Here is a 700-nt window from a genome sequence, read left to right as displayed (position 1 = left end):
GCAGCGTGAAGGTGGCACCGTCGGTGCCGGCGGTGTTCCCTAAAAGCTACGCCACGCCGTCGCTGGTCGCGCAAATCATCATCAACAAATTCCAGTTCGCGCTGCCGCTGTACCGGCAGGAAGTGCTGTTCGCCGGCCTCGACATCCCGCTGAGTCGACAGACACAGAGCCAGTGGTTACTGAAGGTCGCGGAACGTCTGAAGCCGCTGAGGGCGTTGATGCATGCGGCGTTGCTGGCGCAGGAGGTCATCTTCGCCGATGAGAGCACGCTTAACGTGCTGAGCCAGGAAAACGGTCAGAGCTATATGTGGCTGTATGGCACGGGACGTGATGTCCGCACAGCGGGAGACAGCACGCCGCACCTGGTGTTATATGATTACCATGACTCCCGCAGTGGCCGCTGCGCGGCGCAGTTCCTGGCGGGCTACCACGGTTACCTTCAGGTTGACGGCTATGCGGGCTACCACAGTACACAAGCGAAGCTGGTCGGGTGCATGGCACATGCCCGCCGCAAGTTCGAGGAGGCTCAGCGTGCCCAGCCGAATGCGAAGGTGGGCAAAGCGGTATGGGCGCTGTCGCATATCCAGAAGCTGTACCGGATAGAGAAAGCCCTGCAGGGCAAACCGCCGGACGAGGTGTACCGGCGACGGCAGGCCGAATCGACACCGTTGATGGAGGAGTTCGCACGATGGCTGTCGAA

1 protein-coding gene is annotated in these 700 nt (G+C 61.4%); it reads left to right on the top strand.

What is annotated here, in order from left to right; all coding sequences use genetic code 11:
* The coding region (gene tnpC / locus ACMV5I_RS29585) for an IS66 family transposase (RefSeq protein WP_414825977.1) at positions 1–700 on the top strand (700 nt) is incomplete at both ends.

Source organism: Serratia sp. T13T92, from assembly GCF_047530105.1.
GTDB lineage: Bacteria > Pseudomonadota > Gammaproteobacteria > Enterobacterales > Enterobacteriaceae > Chania > Chania fonticola.
This window is presented reverse-complemented; position numbering and strand designations above follow the sequence as displayed.